This is a genomic window from Deinococcus sp. (assembly GCF_018260405.1).
Lineage (GTDB): Bacteria > Deinococcota > Deinococci > Deinococcales > Deinococcaceae > Deinococcus.
Genome location: NZ_JAGLBG010000175.1, coordinates 1 through 2,498, shown reverse-complemented (window position 1 = coordinate 2,498; position 2,498 = coordinate 1). Strand labels below are relative to the sequence as shown.

2 protein-coding genes are annotated in these 2,498 nt (G+C 58.2%); both read left to right on the top strand.

Annotated features, from left to right (window positions below; all coding sequences use genetic code 11):
- Positions 1–327 precede the first annotated feature (327 nt).
- Positions 328–1,323 (top strand): type I glyceraldehyde-3-phosphate dehydrogenase, encoded by a 996-nt coding sequence (gene gap / locus QZ269_RS12720; protein ID WP_291427070.1) that lies wholly within the window; start codon positions 328–330, stop codon positions 1,321–1,323.
- Between the two features lie 87 nt (positions 1,324–1,410).
- A partial coding sequence (gene pgk, locus QZ269_RS12715) for a phosphoglycerate kinase (protein ID WP_291427069.1) occupies positions 1,411–2,498 on the top strand: 1,088 nt, incomplete at its 3' end.

The following is a 2,498-nucleotide window of genomic DNA, read 5'->3' as shown; positions in this document are numbered from 1 at the left end:
AGACTAGGAATATCTACCTTCTGAGACGAGGAATCATTCACCCATTCACATTAAGCTGACTTTGCGGTTGCCCTGGATCTCTTGCGAAAGTGGGGGTCGGGCCGCCCTAAATCCCCGCTTTCGCCAAGCAGGGCAAGGCGGAACTGTACTCGGCAGCCCCTGATACGGATTCCGCTGAAGTCTGGGACAGGGTTTAAGGGTGCCGTTTTGGGCAGGACTGGAGCCGGAAGCTCCTTAATACAGAACTGACGAAGTGAGGTTAAACTTGACGGTGCGGGGCGCATCCCTGACCTTACGCGGGTTGGCCCTCAATACTGGAGGTATGGCATGAAAGTAGGCATTAACGGCTTTGGCCGCATTGGTCGTCTGGTTTTCCGCATCCTGGAATCGCGTGGCGTAGAAGTCGTCGCGATCAACGACCTGACCGACAACAAGACCCTGGCCCACCTGCTCAAGTACGACTCCACCGCCGGACGCTTCGACGGCACCGTCGAGCACGACGAGGGCAGCCTGACCGTCAACGGCAAGAAGATTCACGCCCTGTCCGAGCGCGATCCCGCCAACATCAAGTGGGGCGAGATGGGCGCGGACATCGTGATCGAGTCCACGGGCATCTTTACCAGCCGTGAGGGGGCCAGCAAGCACATGGCGGGCGGCGCCAAGAAGGTCATCATTACGGCGCCCGCCAAGGATGAAGACATCAGCATCGTGCTGGGCGTCAACGAGGAGCAGTACGACGCGGCCAAGCACAACATCATCAGCAATGCCAGCTGCACCACCAACAGCCTGGGCGTTCCGATGAGGCTGATCGACGAGGCGTTTGGCATCGAGAAAGCCATTATGACCACGGTGCACAGCTACACCAACGACCAGAACATTCTGGACTTGCCCCACAAGGACCTGCGCCGTGCTCGCGCCGCTGCCATCAACATCATCCCGACCAGCACTGGCGCGGCTAAGGCTGTCACGCAGGTGTACCCCGGTCTGAAGGGCAAGTTCGACGGCACCAGCCTGCGCGTGCCCACGCCCACTGGCAGCATCAGCGACGTGACGGCGGTGCTTAAGCGTGACGTGACGGTAGAGGAAGTGAACAAGGTATTTAGCGACGCCGCCAAGACCGACAAGTACAAAAACTTGCTGGACTACACCGAAGAACCCATCGTGCTGACCGACATTCAGGGCGACCCTCACAGCGCCATCATTGACGGCGGCCTGACGATGGCGATGGGCAACCTCGTTAAATTCTTCAGCTGGTACGACAACGAGTGGGGCTACAGCAACCGCATTGCGGACCTCGTGCAACTGGTTCAGCAAAAAGGCTGATCAGAGATAAATAATGGATGATGGGTGATAGGAGGTTTTCTCCATCATCCATCATCCGTTTTCTATGCACATTCTGGAGGAATAAACATGCAAACTCTGAATCATCTGGACCTTAAAGGCAAGCGCGTGCTGGTGCGAGTGGATTACAACGTGCCCGTCAAGAACGGCAAAGTCGAAGACGATACCCGGATCACGGCCAGTCTCCCGACCATTCAAAAGCTGCTGGACGGCGGCGCGAGCGTAGTGCTCATGAGCCACTTCGGGCGTCCCAAAAACGGCCCCGAGGAAAAGTACAGCCTCAAGCCGGTGGCCGAAGCTCTGGAAACCGTGCTCAAGCACGACGTGAAATTTATTGGCAGCCTGCCGGGAAGCGAGGAAACATTGCGGGAAGTGCAGGAACTCAAACCCGGCGACGTGGCCCTGCTGGAAAATGTGCGCTTCGAGATGGGCGAGGAAAAGAACGACGCCGCGCTGAACGACAAGCTGGCGAAACTGGGTGACGCCTTTGTACTCGACGCTTTCGGTTCGGCGCACCGGGCACATTCGTCGGTCAGTGGCGTGGCTTCCAAACTGCCGCACGCGGCGGGCGGCCTGCTGGAAAGCGAAGTCGTGGCCTTAGGTAAGCTGCTGGAAAACCCCGAGCGCCCCTACGTGGTGATTATCGGCGGGGCCAAAGTCAGCGACAAGATCAAGGTCATCAAGAATCTGCTGCCCAGGGTAGATAAACTGCTGATCGGCGGCGGCATGGCTTACACCTTCATCAAGTCGCAGGGCGGCAAAATTGGCGACAGCATCCACGAGGACGATCAGCTCGATCTCGCCAAACGGTTGCTAAGCGAGTACGGCGACAAGATCATGCTGCCGGTAGACGTGATCGCCGCCGACAAGTTTGCCGAAGATGCCAACACTCAGGTCGTTAAAAGCAACGAGATTCCCGACGGCTGGCAGGGCCTGGACATTGGCCCCGACACCGTCAGCGCATACGCGGCGGCCTTGCAAGGTGCAAAAACTGTGTTCTGGAACGGCCCGATGGGCGTTTTTGAATTTGAGCCATTTGCAGGCGGCACCAATGTGATCGCAGCGGCGGTGGGCAGCCTCAAGGGGCAGGCTTACACGGTGATCGGCGGCGGCGACAGTGTAAGTGCCATCAACAAGAGCGGCAAGGCAGGCGAAAT